This window comes from Winogradskya consettensis, from assembly GCF_018332715.1.
Lineage (GTDB): Bacteria > Actinomycetota > Actinomycetes > Mycobacteriales > Micromonosporaceae > Actinoplanes > Actinoplanes consettensis.
Genome location: NZ_BOQP01000028.1, coordinates 181,478 through 199,522, shown reverse-complemented (window position 1 = coordinate 199,522; position 18,045 = coordinate 181,478). Strand labels below are relative to the sequence as shown.

The window sequence follows — 18,045 nt, the reverse complement described above, 5'->3', positions numbered from 1 at the left end:
ATCCGGACACGTTCCTCACCCACTACACCGCCGGGGTGCCGGTCGGTGGTCTCTTCCGTTTCATGGCCGACCTGAGCGACCGTTACCGCGGCCGGGGCACCAACAAGGCGACCACCAGAGCCATCGATCATCACCTGCAGTCCGTCGAGTTCGCCCGCAAGATCTTGGCCCGCCGGCTGGGGGTCGAGCTCAACGACACAGCGATGAGTACGCGGACCCTGCGCCGGGCGCAGATCCCGGAGTTCACCTCCCTGCTGGGCTTCATGGCCCTGAGCTACGTCCAGGTCGCCGCGGTGATCTCCGGGCATCTCGGCGCGACGGCCGGCCAGCCCAAGAACTTCGCGATGGTCGCGAGCCGGACAGCGCTGCACGCGTTGCGGTCCGGGCTCCCCGAGGACGCGCGCGCCTATGTCGAGTCGAACTGGCAGGACATCCGTGATCAGCTCATCACGGAGTACCTCGTTGCGAACCGGCACGACAACGATCCGGCCGAGGTGCTGGCTCAGCCCGTCACCGCGACCGACGAGGCCGGCACGTACGAGGTCGGGGAGTATCTCGAGAGCATCCTGCGGCCGGACGCGCCGAGACTGATCGACCAGAACCAGGCACTCGAGATCCGCACCCACATGACCACGCTCGACGACGGTGCGGGCAGCCTGCACGACACCCCGCTCGTCGTGGTGGAGCTCCGGCATCACCACAAGGGCCGCCCGACCTTCGACGTGATGGAGACCGAGTTCCGGCAGGTCGTCCACGATCTCGACAGGCACATGCGCAGGGCTCCACGGGCGGTTCCCGTCGAGGTGCCGGCCGGGATGGTGTTGCTGGATCCGGATTCGGACGACGGGTCGAGCCGGGCCGCGCAGGACTTTCCCGCTCAGCCGGACTCGTTCATCGTTTTCGCTCACGGCGGGGCGAACGGCGGCCCGCTGGTCCGCGGCACCGAGCTCACCCCGGAGTCCGTCGCAGCCCTGATCCGCGCTGATCCGAGGTGGGGCAACCGGCGGATCGTCCTCATGACCTGTGGTTCCGCCGACGCCGGTCTCGACAGTTTCGCCGCCCGCCTCGCCGGTCTGCTCGCGGGCGAGGTCACCGTCGTCGCCCCGGCCGGGACGGCCTGGACCACCCCCGACGGCCGGGCATACGTGACCGGCACGGCCGGCGACTTCGACGGATCGGGCCGGCCACGGCTGGGCACGCCGGGATCCGGCTGGCGGGAGTTCGACGCGACGGACTTCACCGAGCTCGGCCCCGACCTGCCGACCGTGAACCCGCCCTCGGGTACGGCCGGGCCCGCGTTCCCGTGGGGCACGACCTACGCCGTCCAGCCGATCGTCGAGACGCAGCCGGAGATCTACCACCGGCAGGCCGAGCTGTTCGAACGCAACCTCGGGGCGTGGCTCTTCCAGCAGCCACACGTACGGTATGCGGCGCTCGCCGCCGTGGCCCGGCTCCGGGAGGTCCTGGCCCGCGCCGGCACGCCGAGCCCGCTGCGTTCGTTCGTCCGGGATTCCCGGGCGAGCGCGGGACAGGTCGGGGAGGGCCTGGACGACGCGGCGATCGACGCGATGCTGACCGGCGGCAACCTGCGGGAGCTGATGACCGCGTTCTACAACGCGGCCTACTACAACGCCGACGGGCGCAACGAGAGCTCCCCCGCGCCGGCCACCTTGAAGAGCGTCGTCCAGGACATGCTGGCCGATCAGGATCTCAGCGAGGCCGAGGAGCTGGGTCTCGACACCGGGGCGCTCAGCACGGTCATGGACGAGTACCGGACCTGGCGCCGCACGGTCATGTACGCGGCCGCCGGTCTGCAGGGCAAGGGCCATGTCTTCGCGACGGACCCGTTCGCGCTGGGCGTCCTGGCCGCGAACTCGGACTGGTCCACGGCGAACCTCGCGTTCCTGCTCAGCCAGCACGGCAAGATCACCCGGCCGGGCCCGCAGCCCCGGGAGACGTCCGGCACGATCACCGCGGCCGAGCTGGACGGCCTCGGCATCGCGCTGAGCGACCGCGAACGGCGCTATCTCGCCCCCGACGACGATCAGGCGCCGCTGCCCTGGGTGACCGGGCAGGCGACGTGGCAGCTGGACCCACGATCGTGGTGGTACGGCTCGACCCACGATGCCGCCGGTATGCCCGTCACCGCGGGTGTCTCCGGCACCACGGCCCGGATGCTCGCCGCGTTCGACTGGCTCAGGGTTCCCGGCGTCTCCCGGGAGGACTTCCAGCTCGCCGTCATGGCCTGGATGCTGACCAGCAAGGACCATTCGCTGTACGAACTGCTGCGCGGCGCCGAGATCATGAACGTGGGGCCGCGGGTCTCGGCGATGACCTCGGCCGAGCAGATGTACGAGGGGCTCACCGCGTTCGGCATCACGCCGTCACAGATCCGCGGGTTCAGCGCGATGGACGTCGGTGCACTGCCCGCCGAGTTCGCCGGGGTCGGCACACCGCGGATGCTGCCGCACGAGGCCGCGTACGCGATCACGGCCCTGGGTGTGCTCGGCGGTGACGGCCCGTACTTCAGCGGCGTCTCCGGCAAGGATCTTCACCAAGCGGCGGAGCTGCACCACGCTCTCCGGCTCGGCACCGGCCCGTTGGACGAGTGGTTCGAGCGGAACCCCGGAGCGCGCGAGGCCATGCGGCGCGGCTTCACGTTCGCTCACCTGGTCGCGCTGCGCGCGTACACCAGCGAAAGCCATCAGATGATCAACATGATGGCGCCACAGCCGGGTGTGCCCCGCGAGATCAACGCCCTGCGGGTACGCGACCAGGTGGCTCGCGAGGTCGACCTCGCCGTAGACAGGGTGCTGGACCGCAGGCCGCACGGACTGTCGCACGCGCTCGCGAACGACCGGGTGATGACGGCGCTGATGGGCAGACTGGGCACTGCCGTCAAAGCCGGCCGGCAGCATGACGTGGACTTCGTTGTCGAAGAGCTGTCCGCGCACGTCAAGACGCTCGGTGCCGTACTGCCCGGCCAGATGGCGGTGCATTTCGACATGGCCGTCGAGGCGCTACGACTGCTTCCGCCGGTGACCGCGGAGACGTTCCGCGGTGACTGGGCCGCGCCGGTGGGATCGATGTACTACCGGAAAGCCTTCTCCACCTCGCAGTTGACCAGCACGGCGCGGAACAAGGACAAGGCGCTGCCCTTCGCGCGCAAATACACGGGCACCTGGAAGCATCCGGTCCTGCTCACCATCGGCCTTCGCGGGCGCGCCGGGCGGGACATTTCGGGGCTGTCCCAGATCGAGGCGGAAGATGAGGTCCTGCTCCTGCCGGGTGCCACCTTCGCCTCCGAGAAGCCCGGCGACGACAGCGGCTTCCATTCCATCGTCGTCGCAGAACAGGAACCTGTCGGGATCGCGGCGGCGGCCGAGAAACAGACGGCCACCCGGCTCTCCACGGTCGCCACCGACCTGTCCGCGGTGGCGGCTTCCGTGATCACCGACCTGACCCGGCGCACCGCCGGGCTGTCCACCGCCTCGACGAGGCTCGGTGAGCTGAAACGGGACATCGAAGCGCGCCTGGACCGGGTCCGGGCCCTCGACGACGCGCTGGACCGTGCGGACGACGACATCCGCTCCGCCATGAAACTCGTCCCCACCCATCCCGACCTGGACGCACTCCTCGAACGCAGCACGGAGCTGCGGTCCGGGACCCGCCTCGCGGCGGCCCTCGCACTCGAGGTGGAACGAGCCGCATCGGCACTACCGGACCTCACCGCGGATGTCTCCCGCGCCGAGGACGCGGGGGCTCGGGCGCTGTCCTCGGCGGAGGCCGCCCGGAACACAGCCGCGGAACTGCGGGCCCTGTCAGCGGACGGGCCGATGTCCGGCCCGATGATGACGCGACTGGACGTCACGCAGTCCGCGCTGGAGGCTCAGATCCTCGCCGCGACGCGGGAGCGGGACACCGCGCGAGCCGACATCACCGATGCGACGCGGCGGGTGGAGACAGCGATCCACGAGGCGGCACTGATCCTGGGCCGGCCTCTGCTGGCGCTGCGGGTACACGAGGCCGGAAAGGCGGAGAGCCTCGCCGAGGAGGCCGCGCTGCTGCTGGACAACGCCCAACCACCTACTCCGCAGTCCGGCACCGGTTCCTACGCCGAGCACTTCCTGCTCTCCGACGTGAACACCACGCTGCGCAGCGCCGACCTGGATCGAGCCGGGCTGCCCGAGGTCGAGGCCGCGCTGGCAGGGCTGACGCGGTCGCCCGGCGAGAACCACCGGGTGCTGGCATGGCGTGTCGCGCACCGGATCGCCGCCCTGCGGGATCCCGGCACGCCGCCGCCGTTCCCCGAACGACCGCGCCTGCGCGGCGGCGGTACCGGCGTGGAGTCCGAGGTCCCCACCGACGCACGGCTCAGGGCCCGCGCGCTGGCCGGTCTCGACGCGTTGCCCGACGACACGATCCTCGAGCTGGCTCAGGTGCTGCGCGACGATGCCCGCCCGATGGCCGACCGTTTCCTCGCCCACTACCTGGGGCTCAGGGTCGATCAGCTGGTCGAGCAGACGCCGGGGCTGACCCGGGTGGACGCGGTCCGATCGATCCTGGCCCACGAACCGGAGATCCTCAACGACGTCGTCGCGCAGATCAACGCGGTCGTCGCCCTGCACCGCATCCGGTACGCCCGCATGCTGGAGTCGTCGCCCGACACCGACGAGGCGCGCGCGGTGCTGGCCGCGGCGCTCGGCGCCTCCCCCACCGGAACGGACCACGGCGACGGGCCGGTCGTCGGCGGGCAGCCGTACCAGCTGTCGGTGCCGCCCGCCGGGCCTGATCAGATCCTGCACGCGCTGATCGCCGCCGACGGGCCGCTGCTCGGCAAGCTGCTGTGGCCGGCGGGGCCTCCGGCACCGGCGGACGCTGATCTCGCCGCATGGCTCGAGGACGACGAGAAGGTCCGCAAAGCGATCCGCAAGGGCACGGACACGCATCGGCTCACCCGGGCGGCGGAGTTGATCCGCGACCGCATCGGGTCGGTGGCGGATGGGCAACAACTGCTCCAGCAGGTCGCGGACGCACTCGCAGTGCGGATCCACGTGCTGGACGACACGCTCACGCAGGTCGCCGACGTCGGGCACGGGCCGGCGGGGCCGCTCCAGCTCGTACGCGCCGACGACGGCTCGTACGCCGGGCTCGCGGTGCGGGCCCGGGTCTCCCGGCAGGACGGAGACAGCGAGCTGGACCGGGCGTACGGGGAGCTGGCAGGACCGAAGCGGGTGAAGGCCGGCGAGCGGGACGACCGCGGTGACGTCCGGGTCAACCCGCTGCGGTACCCGCTGTCGGAGTTCCCCCGCGCGTTCCTCGACCGGCACGCAGCCCGCTGGCACTACGTGGTCGACGAACAGGGCGAGATCGTCATCGGCACCGAGGAAGTCGGAACCGTCCTCACCGATGCGGAGTGGCGGGAGCTGGCCGGCTGGACGTCGACGGAGGTCGACGAGCTCAAGGCCGAGCTGGACCACCAGGGTCATCCGACGCTCGGGGCGGGGTTCACCGCTGACGGGCGCACGGTCAGGCGGCCGGCCCGGATCGCCGGTGAGATCTCGTACGACGGGACCGCCGGTCGCTGGGAGATCAACGACAAGTCCGGCCGCCACATGAGCGCGAAGGTCCGCCAGAACGTCACCCCGGACCGGATCCTCGGCTGGGTCGAACGGGTCGCGGGCCGTTTCCACGACCGCTTCCCCGACGTCGAGTTCCACCCGGTCCTCACCAAGGCCGGACGACCGGCAGACCTCGGTACGCGCACCGGCCTGGACGTCATCGCGGTCAACCCCGAGCTCGTGCGTCGTGACCTGGACTGGCTGGCGATGGTCAACCCGAGCCGGCACGACAACGGTGCGGGCCGCACCAACTGCGTCCTGGTCGCGACCGTCGTGGACGACGTGCTGCGCACCGGCACCGTCCAGATCGCCCCGCCGACGTCGGACTCCCCCATCGCGGACCTGCTCAACTACACCCAGGGGCCGCTGCTCGCGGTACCCGATCAGGGTTCGCTCACCCGGGTCGTGGAGCGCGCCGGTCCCGGCGCCCGCGGGATCGTCGTCGCCCGCCGGCCCGGCAACGAGATCGCGCACGCCTTCAACGTCGTCAACCACGACGGCGAGGCGCTGTACCTCGACGGTCAGAGCGGTGACCTGGCCGTCTGGCCGACCGACGCGGACGCCTACTTCCTGGCGACCGCCGTCGATCCCGCGGTGCTCCCGGACTGGCCGTCGCACACCCCCACCGGCCTGGCCGGGTCCAGCCCTGGCGAGGCCGGGCCGTCGAGGCTCACCACGCCCGCGCGGCTCGGGCTCTACGAGACCCACCCCGAACTGCTCTACGAGGTGGCCGGGGCGACCGACCCGGAGCAACTGGTCGCGGACGTCGTCGCCGCGGCACGACGCCGGGTGCAGGACCAGATCACCCGCAAGGTCGCCTGGTTCACGCCCGGCGGCCGGTACGCCGTGAAGGTCGGCACCGAGGCGATCGCGGCCGCACTCCGTGACGATCTGCCGTCGTTCTTCGTCGATGGCGGGCGCACGTTCGACGTGAAGGACGGCTGGGGCCGCTGGCACAGCGTCACGGTGGCACCGACCAGGTTCACCGGCGCTGAGCAGCGTGTCGATCTGGACACCACGAAGTTCGACACGCGCGTCGACGCCACGACGGCAACCCGGGAGACCCGGAGTTCGGGCGAGAGCCTGACCGTGGGTACGGGTGCCACGCTCGGCGGCCGGGTCGGGCCGGGCGGCGGCTTCACCGTCGAGATGGCGCTGGCACAGGCAACCGAGAACACCGAGTACAGCACCGGCCTGACCGACTCGCACAATGTCCGGGGCGGCCGGTCACATCTGGTCCGGTCGCCGGTGAGGTTCACGGTGACGGCCACCCGCACCGGGCAGCTGCCCCCGGCGGTGGCGATGACCTCGGGCGGCACTCCGGCCGACGGTGACATCACGGCCGACGTGTCGTTCCATGCCCTGGACGACATCGCCACCGCCACCGCCCGGACCGACGGTCGCGACGGTCCGTTCGACGTCTCGACGCTGGTGGAGAACGTCAGCGCGGTGCGGATCAAGGGCGCTGCCATCCCTGGGGTCCCGGGCGCGGTCAGCTGGAACCACGCCGCCGAACATGTCCTGCGGCAGCTGACGAGGTCGAACATCGCGGGCCCCGGCAGCGTCAGCCGCGAGCAGGTGCGGGCCCTGCTGACCGAGTCGAACGTCCTGGGGCACCTGATGCCCTCGCTGGAGAGCCCGGCACATTCCCCGCTGATCCTGAGCGACTCCCGGCGACAGGCAGTGGGCCTGGAGATGAGCGCCGAGGTCACCTCGGTCGCGGCGGTCGCGGACATCGCGAAGTCGTCGTTCCGGTGGCAGCCGGGCATCACCGAGACCGTCAAGCAGGAGCACCTGATCCAGGTCGGCGGGGGTGCCGGTGTCGTGCCGATCCGCTGGGGTTTCGGCATCGGCTGGATCCAGGCCCGGTTCGCGGCCGGGTTCCGGCGCACCACGGGCACCTCGGCGCGGCAGAGCGGCACCAGCAGGACCGGCACCGAGTTCAAGGACGTCGCGAACACTCTTGCCGAGTTGAAGGCCAGGCTCACGATCAGTCCGGCCGTACGCCTGAACGCGCTGCGGCACCCGATGCGCCGCACGTCCGACGCCGATCCGGTCGTGGTCGACCTGACCGTGCTCGCCCGAGTCCCGCAGGACAAGCTGGCCGAGCTGCTGGCCCCGGTGCAGCCGCCGGAAGCACCCGAGGCTGCTCCGGAGGCACCGGAGTCGCAGAAGCCCGCACCGCCGTTCGCGGTCTGGGGCGGGCACGCGATGCCGCTCGGGATGAGCCGGTTCTCCGGCCTGCGGGCGAGCACCGAGACCTTGATCCGCCGGGTCGGTGGTGGCTTCCTGCCGCGTTACCGCCGCTCTGTCGTCTCGGCCCGGCTCGGCCTGGCCGGCTCGGCCGCGGAGCGGCAGCGCAACCAGGCCGAGCTCGACCGGGTGCTGTCCGTCCCGGGACTGCGACAGCATTACACCGCGCTGCTCAACGGAGGTGTCAGCGCGGTACTCACCCGCAGCGGGATGTTCGGCGACCGGCACACGGTGGTGCACGTCGAGGCGGCGCACCCGCTCGGGTTGCGGTACGCGGGCGTCGAGCCGCGGGTCGCGGTCCGTAACTCTCAGGGCAACGACCGGCAGGACGCCGTCGCGGCGGGCGGGCAGTGGCGTGGCACCGCTGCCGTGGAGGGCGCGTTCATCGGCCGGATCCCCGGCAAGGTGGTCAACACCGGCCTGACCATCGGCGCGGGTGTCGAGGGCAACGTGCGCAGGGGGCACGACGGTGGCGTCGAGACCAGCGGCCAGGAGACCGCGTTGCACGGGGGGACAACGGATTCCGAGGCGTACGAGGGTGATCTCGAACTGGTCGTGAAGGTATACACCTATCGCACCTCGATCGGCTGGGACCTGCGCTCGCGGATCGGACTGGGTCGCATCGTCAAGGGTATGAAGACCCGGTTGGCACCCGGTTTCACCCGCACGGACATCAGGCTCGGCAGCCGGTCGGTCCCGCGCTACACCCGTACCGAGCGCCAGAAGGTCCGGGTTCTCTATGCGAAGAGTGCCGTCACCGAGTCCGTGACCGCCGCCAACCCGATGACGGTGGGACAACGGGAACAGGGACGGGTGCTGCCCCAGACCGCCACCGACCTGTCCACGCTGCGGGGCTTCGTCGACCGGCGGCCGGACCAGGCGACCGTCACCGATTGGCAGTACGTCGAGTCCATGCCCGGTGCCGGGGAGGTCGCGGAGCTGGCTCTGGCGGCTGCCCGGCAGATCCGGGTCGGTTCGCATCGGCAACTCGCCGGGCTACGAGGTGACGTGGCCCTGACCGAGGGCATGCCGCTACGGGCCGAGTTGAGTGACCGGGTGACCGTCACCCGGCAGATCGCGAACCTGAGCGCGATGACCGAGGCCCACTGGGCGCCGGAGCCGTTGACCACCATGGACGACGGCGGTCGCCTGGACATCGCGCTGGCGGCCCGGATCACCAACCCGCGTATCGTCGGGGACCCCGCGACGACGACCAGTGAGAACGCCTCCGGGGGCGGCACCCAGGTGTGGGGTTCGACGACCACGGAACGGCAATTCCTGGCCCGGGTCACGGGCGGCTTCTCGCTGCGCAAACCGGGCACGGCCAAGGACCGCTACGGCGGCGGCGCCACCGGTCAGGCCGGCTACCAGCGCATCATCACCAACAAGCTGAAGCGGTTCCGGGACCGGGTCGGCGGCTTCATCGACCGTAACGTCAACAACCGAAAGGGCAAGGCCCGTACCTACCTGGTCGTGGCCGATCTGCGGGCCTCCGTCTCGGCCGAGATCGCCTCCCCGGCCCGTTTCCCGAAATCGATGGTCCCCGCCCCGCTGCAGCCCGGCAGGTGGGAACGACACAAGGCGGTCCAGCACAGCGCCGAGATCAGGAACGGCATCTATCTGCGCGTCACCGAGGCTCAGGCGGGGCGGCTGGGCCTGTTGGACGGTGCGGGACGGGTCGCGCCCGCGCCGGCGAGTCCGCCCGCCTTCCTCGACAAGGTGCGCGAGCAGAAGCTCCAACTGCCACCCGGCCGCTCCCACGGCCAGGGACTGCTGGTGTTCCACCGGGTGCCGTCCCTGGTCGGACCCGCCATCCAGGCCCTGAGCCGGGTTCCTGCGGGTTCTGAGCAGGCGACGCAGCTGAAACCGGTACTGGACGCGCTCACCGGCACCGGTCTCGCCGATCCGATGCTCAACCGGAACCGGATCCTGCAGATGCTCGCGAGTTCCGGCGTCAAGCGGTCGTGGGGCAATCTGTTCGACGGCGGGGTCTCCCTCATCCATGCCGAGGCCGGCAAGGTGACTCAGAACCTGCACGACGTACGGCTCGAAGCGAGCCTGCGCCACGAGATCACCTTCGCCGGTTTCCAGGCCGACCACGACGACATGGACATCCGCACCGTCGGCACCCGGGTCGGCACCAAGGTCGTCCGCACCACCCGCGGGGGCCAGGGACTCGCCGGTGCGGCGGGCACCGGCATCGTCAATCCCCACGGCAAGCAGGCGGCGATCGGGGGCGGCCACCAGTACGCGGCGACCCACCTGACCGGGCACACCTCCGTGGTCGAGACCGAACGCCGGGAGATCAACATCTCGTCCGCCCGCGGGGTGAAGGCTCGCATCGTCCTGCGGCCCACGTTCGAGATCAAGGTCTTCCGCGACGGCAAGGCCGTACCGGGCCCGAGCATCACGTTCGAGTCCGACGTCACCGTCGACCGCTGGGCCGGCGATCTGCGGACCGTCGTGACCGCCCGCGAGCCCGTACCGCTGGACGCGCCCGGCGCGTACACCCCGGGCGGTGTCGCCGGCGCGGAACCCGGCTGGGCCGCCGTCAACGGGCTGCTCGTCCCGCCGCTGTTCACGCCGGAGGACATCGGCGACGCGCGGGCGCTGCAGGAGATGGCGGCCGCCATGCTCAGCGAGGCGAGCGCCCGGCTGCGGCTGCCCGGCTATCCCGGTTCGCATCAGGTGCGCGCCGGTCTGACCCCGGATGTGCTGCTGTCCAACGCGGCCCGGTTGCTCTCGCCGGAGATGCTCGACTTCCCGGCGGTGACCAGCACCGACGTGCGGCTGCGGTCCCTGCTTCCCCAGCTGGGGCTGGAGCCGATCGCGGTACGGCTGGCCGGTCTGGACGCCACCGTCTACCGCGAACACGTCACGCAGAGCATCACCGGCGCCGGCACCTCGATGAACCACCAGAGCATCACCAGCACCATGCCGCGGCTCCTGCTCGGCCGCGGTTACATGGGTGATCCGTACCAGGCGCTGGAGAACAGCGGGACCGGTCCCGCCAGTGGTGACACCGCTGCCCTCGCCAGTGGTGAGGGCAGCAGCTCCACGTCGTTCGGCAACGCCAAGCCGGAGAACCACACGGTTCTCCTCGAATACGTCACCCGGCCCCGGCTGAGCGGCACGCTCACCAACCAGATCACCGGACGGCACCCGCATGCCGACGGCACCGACAGGCAGATCCGGCTGGTCGTGCGCACCGGGATGGCCGAGGGACGGCGGATCCTCGGCATCGACGGCAACGCTCCGCAGAACGCGAAGGACGACTTCGAGGACCTCGTCCGGCGCCAGCAGGTTCTGGAGGCCGCCGCCGATCGGTTCATCGCGGCTGCCGACGCGGAGGCGGAGGCCCGCCACAACGGTGTCAGGCAGGACATCTACGACAACACGCTGACCGCCCGCCACCGGCAGGAGGAGCGTTACTGGAAGGCACTGCAGAGCTACTTCCGCGGGCTCGGCGATTTTCAGGCCACCCACGTGGCGATCGGCACCGGCCCCGACACCGCCGGCGGGCCCCACGCACGGCTTGTTGTCCCCGCCGGTGTCGCGCTGCTGGACAACGGGCCGGAGGGGCCGACCGCCGAGGCCGCCCGGACGTTCCCGCCGCGCCCCGACTCGTACTTTGTCTTCTTCCATGCCGGGCGCGACGGCACGGGCCCTGCACCCGAGGCCGTGGCGTCGATCATCACCGGCGACGAGAGGTCATCCGGCCGGGCCGTCGTCCTCATGGCCTGCGGCACGGCTGAGGACACCGGCAACGGCTTCGCCGCCCGCCTGGCACGAGCCCTGCCGCCGGGCACCCGGGTCATAGCTCCCAACGGCACCGCCTGGACCACACCGGACGGCCAGGCCTACGTCACCCGCACCGAATACGACCCGGACGGGCGCCCCCGCCTGTTACCACCCGACACCGCCCACGGCTGGCGGGCACTCACCGCCACCACCACCGACGAGCTCGGCACCGACCTGCCCGCGACAGTTCCGCGCCACGACGACGACGCCGTCTCGCCGGTTGCCTGGGGTTCGGAGGGACGCCCGTACTCCACCCGGCCCATCACCGAGCTCGAGGCGGCGATCCATCGCGACCAGGTCCTCGCGTTCGAGCGCAATCTGGGCAGCCGGCTGGCCGGGCAGCCCCGGGTCCGGCACGCGGCCCGCGAGGCGGTCGCCGGGCTGCGCGGGAGCGTTCCCGGCCAGGACCCAGGCGTGCCTGACCTCATGGCCGCCTTCCACGCCGCCGCCCTGGTCGGCCGGACGGCGGACCGGGACGGCGCCCGCACGACCGCGAGCCTGGTGAGCGCGTTCGACCGGCTGGCCCTGCCCGATGTCACGCGTCATGACTTCGTGCTCGCGGTCATGGCGTGGGGGCTCACCACCGGGCAGCAGTCTCTGCACGACATCATGCGCGGTGCCGCGACCGTGCAGGCCGGCCCTGCGGTGGCGAAATCCGCATCCGCCGAGGAGCTGCACCGGGCGCTCATTGCCTTCGGCCTTACGTCCGGCCAGGTCCGCGATCTGACCGGGACGAGTCCGGGCGACATCGCGGCCGTCACCGGCAGGGACGTGCGAGGCCTGGCTCACCTGCCGAACATGCTGCCGCACGAGGCGGCGTACGTGAAAATAGCGCTGGGTGCCTTCGGGGACGGCGAGCCGCGATTCCACGGCCTGTCCACCGAGATGATCCAGACCGCCGTGCATTTCAGTAATGAGCTGCGCACCGGCACACCCGCGCTCGAGACCTGGTTCACCCAGAGCCCGGGAACCCGGGAGGCCGTGGCCCGGTCCCTGACGTTCGCCCATGTGCTGGCCATCCAGATGTACACCGGCGATGACCACGAGCTGATCAACCTGATGGCGCCCCGCAAGGCAGTTCCCCGTGTCGCGGCCGCGGCTCTCGTGGGTCGCCGGGTGAAGAACGAGATCACCTCGGCCGTCGCCAGGGTGAAGCGTGGAGTACCGCACGGATTGTCGTCCTCGTTGTCCACGAACCAGGCGGTTATAGAGCTGTTCGACGATCTCGAGGACGCGGTCGGGAGCAGGGACAAGGCGAAGATCGCCACCGCGACCAGGAAGCTCGATACCGAGGCCGCCCAGCTCGCGCGGACTCTCCCGGACCAGATGGCCGCGCACTTCGACATGATCGTGGATGCGTTGCAGTTACTCCCGCCGGTGACCGCCGCCGTATTCCGCGGGGACGGGGCCGCACCTGTCGGCTCGATGTACGACCGGTCCGAATTCACCACGACGGACCTGAGCAGCACCTCCCGGCTGCGGGCGGCCGGTCTGCGGTTCGCCCTGGACCACGAGGGCATCATCGACAGGCCCATCCTGCTGGAGATGACGCTCAACGGTCATGCCGGACGCGACATCTCCGCGCTCTCCAACGTCAGCAACGAGAGTGAGGTCCTGCTCCTGCCGGGTGCGACGTTCAAGATCGAAAACGTGGACCGGAAGGGGTCCCCGCGTGTGGCGACGGTCCGGGAGCAACCGTCGATGGGCGTGGCGCGGCAGACCACCGATCTCACCGTCGAGCGTGCCGCTACGCATGCGATTCAGCTCGCGTCGGTGATGTCCTCAACCGGCGATGCCCTGGACAGCCTGCGCGAGCGCGCGGCCGACCGGACCGTCGTGGCCGATCGCGCTCTGCGCGACATTCCCGCGCAGATAGCCCGCGCGAAGGGCACTGCAACGGCGACCATGGCCCGTCTCACCGCTCTTCACAAGCCCCTGAGACAAGCCCAGCTGCGGCTGAACTCCCCCCGTCGAGAGCTTCCCGAGGCCGCGGACGCCCTTGAACAACGCATCCTCAGCCTGCACCAGCGGATGGGCACGTCTCTGGAGGCCATGCGTCGGAGGGCGAAGACCGTCGAGGCGATCCCGGACCTGGACACCGCTGCCGTCCGCGACACCCTGGAGGCCGAGGTGACAGCGTTCATGGCGGCAGCCGGGACTGTCCTGCATGCGACGACGGAGCTGTTGGACACGGCCGCCGCAGCCCGCGGTGGTGACCAGCAGGCGTCGACTCGGCTCGACGGCCTGCAGACCGCACTCGACATCGCTTTCACCATGGCACAGCAGCATCAGGACCGGGCGCTCACCGCGTGGGAGCAACTCTCGACGATCCCCACGATCGCCGCGGCCGCGCTCCGGGACGCTGAGGAAGGGCTGGCCGGGATGCATGCCGTGGAGCAGCAGATGGGCCCGGACATCACCGCTGCCGGGGAGATCGCCACCGAGGTCACAGCATTGATCGGCCATGCGACGCGGACCCGCGCCCTGGGCAACAGGCACGAGAAGGTGAACGCCGGGATGGCCCTGACCGATGCGGCGCTGTACGGTCCGAGAACCCGTGACATGGCGGTGGGCTTCCCACCGGTCCCCGGTTCGTACGTCGTGTTCGTCCACGCCACGGACGGCATCCCGACCGTCGACGGCACCGAGGTCTCCGCCGAGGCGCTAGCCGTACTCATCACGAGGGACACCCGGTCACTCGGCCGGACGATCGTTCTAGTGGCCCACGGTACGGCGAACGATCCCGGCAGCGGGTTTGCCGCCCGCCTGGCTCGCGCGCTTCCGCCCGGCACCCGGGTGGTCGCACCCGCCGGGACCGCTTGGACCACCGCCGGCGGGCAGGCGTTCGTCACCGGCACCGCGTATGACGTGGACGGGCGCCCCCGCCTCCTGGCATCGAACGCCGCTCACGGATGGCGGGCGCTGACCGCCACCACCACCGACGAGCTCGGCACCGACCTCCCGGCAGCGCCGCACCGCAGCGACGACGCCGGGGATGACCCACCGTTCCCGTGGTCCGGCATGCATGCCGGTGCTGAACCGGGTGCGGGCACCGAACGGCACCGACAACACCCAGAAGACCGAGAGGTGAGCGACCGATGACGACACCCACCGAAGCCGGCGAGACGGCCTACGAGTTCCGGCCGGCCCTGACCGGGGAGCCCGGCCCGATGATGTTGGATCTGACCGATGGGTCCGGGCAGGACACGGTCGACGCCGCGGCGGTGGCCGCGGTCGCCGGTGTGCCGGACGCCCAAGCGCTGTGGCGGGCCTGGTGGTTCGGTCCCGACGCGGGACCGGAGCGGGTATTTCTCATCGAGGCGGATTCCGATCGGGCCGCCAGTGCGTTACTGGCCGTCACCGGTGAGGACGACGCGCGGGTGGAGTCCTACCTGGCCGGGGATACACCGCCCGATCACCTGCGGGCGGCCCGGGGCCGGTCGGCTCTGCTGTGGTCCGCGGAACCTGCCGTGGCGATCCAGCTGGCCCGGGTCTTCGACCGTGCCGACCCGGTCACGGGTCCGATGTTCGACCCCGAGCATCCCACCATGACCGGCCCCGACCAGCCCCACCTGGTGCTCGGCTATCTGAACGGCGGGCAGGTGCTGCTCGCCACCACGGATCGGATGACGGACATCCTCGACCCGGCCCGCGGTGCGGTGGTCCCGATGAGTTACCGCACCGACGGGACCTGGATCTGGACCGACACCGTCGGCTACTACCTGACCACGTACGGCCTGAGCCCTGACGCCGATCTGCTGGCCCACATCCGGGCGCACGACCACACCGTGCCCGCGGTGAGTGCGGCCGCCGCGCATCGGGCCCTGGCCGTGCTGTTCGGGTGAGCGCGGCCGCCCAGGTGCGCGTACGTCACGGCGTCCACTGCCCCTTACCTGCCGCGCGACATCGCGCTCAATCCCCCGGCGAGCAGGATCAGGAACAGAAGCGCAGGAACCGTCGACGCTGTGAACCGGCCGACCGACGGCGTGCCTCCGGTACAGTTTCCGGCCGTGACCTCCTCGACGCCGCGTTTCTCGGCCGTGTTCTTCGATTGTGACGGCGTGCTCGTCGACTCCGAGCCGATCACGAACGGTGTCCTGCGGACCATGTTGATCGAGCTCGGGTGGGATATCTCCGAGCGGGAGTCCATCGCCCTGTTCATCGGCCGGGCGCTCAGGGACGAGTGGGAGGTGATCCACCGGCACACCGGGTTCCGCATCGACGAGACCTGGCTGGCCGACTTCCGCGGCCGGCGCAATGCCGCCCTGCGATCGGGTCTCCTCCCGATCCCCGGGGCCCTGGAAGCAGTCCAGGCCGTGGCGGCCCTCATGGGCGACCGTTTCGCCTGCGTGACCGGGGCGGACCGCGGCAAGGTGGAGATGCAGCTGGCGATCGCCGGGCTGACCGGGTTGTTCGGCGGCCGCGTCTTCAGCGGCGCGGAGATGCCCCGGACCAAACCCTTCCCGGATGTCTATCTCGCCGCCGCCGAGGCGTTGTCGGTGGACCCGGCGACGGCCGTCGTGATCGAGGATTCCGTCGCCGGCGTCACCGCCGGGGTGGCCGCGGGGGCGACCGTGTTCGGGTTCGCCCCGGTGAGCCCCACCCACGCGGCGCCGGAGGACCTGCGCGCCGCCGGTGCCGGCCTCGTCTTCACCGACATGTCGCAGCTGCCCGGCCTGCTCCGCGCCTGACAATCCGGTCAGGGGACGCGCCTGACGATCCGGTCAGGAGAACAGCGCGGAGTAGCCGTTCAACGCGACCTGCCCGCCGAGGTGCGCGTACAGCACGGTGGAATCGGCGGGGATCTCCTTGCGGGAGATGAGGTCGATGGCCGCGGCCAGGCTCTTGCCCTCGTAGACCGGGTCGGTGACCATGCCTTCGGTGCGGGCGCCGAGCTTCATTGCCTCGATGGTCGCCTCGTCGGGGATGCCGTAGGTGCCGGCGTGGTAGCGGTCGTCGAGCAGGATCTCGTCCTCGGTGAGGTCGCGGTCGACGCCGATCAGGGCGGCGGTGGCGCGGGCGATCCGGGCGACCTGGTCACGGGTCTCGACGGGTTTGGCCGAGCCGTCGATGCCCAGGACCCGGCGGGGGCGGTCGTCGCCGAGTGCGGCGAACCCGGCGATCATTCCGGCCTGGGTGCTGCCGGTGACCGAGCAGACCAGGATCGTGTCGAAGAAGATGCCGAGGTCGGTCTCCTGCTGGGCGACCTCGGCGGCCCAGCCGGCGAAGCCCAGCCCGCCCAGGCGGTGGTCGGAGGCGCCGGCGGGGATCGCGTACGGCTTGCCGCCGGATGCCTCGACCTCGGCGAGGGCGAGGTCCCAGCTCTCCTTGAACCCGATGCCGAACCCGGCCTTGACGAGGCGGACGTCGGCGCCGGCGAGCCTGCTGATCAGGATGTTGCCGACCTTGTCGTAGACGCTGTCGGGCCAGTCGACCCAGCTCTCCTGCACGAGCACACACTTCATCCCGGCGTACGCCGCGACGGCCGCGACCTGGCGGGTGTGGTTGGACTGCACCCCGCCGATCGAGACGAGCGTGTCGCAGCCCTGCGCGAGGGCGTCCGCGACTAGGTACTCGAGTTTGCGGGTCTTGTTGCCACCGAACGCGATGCCGGAGTTGCAGTCCTCCCGCTTGGCCCAGAGCGCGGCGCCGCCGAGGTGGCGGGTGAGGCGCTCGAGCTTGTGGACGGGTGAGGGGCCGAACAGCAGCGGATAGCGGTCGAAGTCAGTCAGTGGCACGGTTGTCTCCCTGGTGGATTCGGCCCCAGATGGTGCGGTTGACGGCGATCACCAGATCGTCGTCCTGATTGGACAGGGCGGTGATGAGCTCGTCGTGCTGGCGCACCGACCGCTCGCCGTGCGGGGATGCCCACAGCAGCCGTTCGGCCCGGCGGATCAGCGGGGTGAAGCGTTCGATGGTCATCGCCGCGGCGGCGTTGCCGCAGGCGAGCACGGGCACGGCGTGCAGGGCGTCGTCGGCGTCGAGGGCCGCGTCGAGGTCTCCGGCGCGGACGGCTGCGGCGAAGTGCGCGCCGGCCGTCCGCATCCGGTCGAGCTGTTCGGGGGTGAGCGTGACGGACCGCAGTGCCAGGTCGTGCATGGCGCCGACGACCGCGGCGGCGTCGCGGACGTCCTTCTCGACCAGGGGTGTCACGCGGGTGAAGCTCTGCGGTTTGCTCTCGACGAGGCCCTCGCTGGCGAGCCGGCCGAGGGCGTCGCGGATCGGCGCCTTCGACAGCCCGAGCCGTTCGGCGATGTCGTCGCTGCGCAGCACGACGCCCGGTTCGAGGGTGCCGTCCACGATCGCGGCGCGCAGTCGCTCGTACGCGGCGTCACGCAGCAGGTTCCGTCCGACCTTCTCCACGACTGAA

5 protein-coding genes are annotated in these 18,045 nt (G+C 71.0%); 3 read left to right on the top strand and 2 right to left on the bottom strand.

All coding sequences use genetic code 11. The features are described from left to right. Positions 1 to 62: 62 nt before the first annotated feature. The 3 genes from Aco04nite_RS26205 to Aco04nite_RS26195 all read left to right on the top strand — a co-directional run bounded on the left by Aco04nite_RS26205 (position 63) and on the right by Aco04nite_RS26195 (position 16,366). On the top strand, positions 63 to 14,777 hold the full coding sequence (locus Aco04nite_RS26205) for a DUF8616 domain-containing protein (RefSeq protein ID WP_212999908.1): 14,715 nt from the start codon (positions 63 to 65) through the stop codon (positions 14,775 to 14,777). Further along, entirely contained in the window at positions 14,774 to 15,520 is a 747-nt protein-coding gene (locus Aco04nite_RS26200; protein ID WP_212999907.1) for a hypothetical protein, read from the top strand. Before Aco04nite_RS26205 ends, Aco04nite_RS26200 begins: the two co-directional genes overlap by 4 nt. 165 nt (positions 15,521 to 15,685) lie before the next feature. Then, entirely contained in the window at positions 15,686 to 16,366 is a 681-nt protein-coding gene (locus Aco04nite_RS26195; RefSeq protein ID WP_212999906.1) for an HAD family hydrolase, read from the top strand. A 33-nt stretch (positions 16,367 to 16,399) separates the two neighbouring features. On the opposite strand, the gene Aco04nite_RS26190 is transcribed toward Aco04nite_RS26195, so the two are convergent. Further along, positions 16,400 to 17,413, bottom strand: a complete 1,014-nt coding sequence (locus Aco04nite_RS26190; RefSeq protein ID WP_212999905.1) for a 1-aminocyclopropane-1-carboxylate deaminase — start codon at positions 17,411 to 17,413, stop codon at positions 16,400 to 16,402. Then, complete coding sequence (locus Aco04nite_RS26185) at positions 17,400 to 18,038, bottom strand: GntR family transcriptional regulator (RefSeq protein ID WP_212999904.1); 639 nt, start codon at positions 18,036 to 18,038, stop codon at positions 17,400 to 17,402. Before Aco04nite_RS26185 ends, Aco04nite_RS26190 begins: the two co-directional genes overlap by 14 nt. Positions 18,039 to 18,045 lie beyond the last annotated feature (7 nt).